Raw genomic sequence first — 201 nt, 5'->3', positions numbered from 1 at the left:
GTGAGGCTTGACCATAAAAAATTCTTAGAGAGGGGGGTGGTTCTCCACCCCCCGATCATAAACTGCTTATGCTGCAAACCTACATTCATGATGATGCGATTGTGAGAAATAAATTGCGCGGGCTAAAGCCCAAGCTAAGAGTTTCTCTGTGGCAATGCCGAGAGGGTCACACCCGTTCCCATCCCGAACACGGAAGTTAAG

The 201-nt window shown here is 48.8% G+C and carries 1 rRNA gene; it reads left to right on the top strand.

Going from position 1 to position 201, the window contains the following annotated elements:
• Nucleotides 1-144 precede the first annotated feature (144 nt).
• Nucleotides 145-201, top strand: a 5S ribosomal RNA gene (gene rrf / locus JFN90_RS22125); the annotation flags it as partial.

The sequence above is a fragment of the Geomonas propionica genome (assembly GCF_016458235.1).
In the GTDB taxonomy this organism is placed as follows: domain Bacteria; phylum Desulfobacterota; class Desulfuromonadia; order Geobacterales; family Geobacteraceae; genus Geomonas; species Geomonas propionica.
Note: the sequence above shows the minus strand (reverse complement) of the source record. Positions and strands in the feature narration are given on the sequence as shown.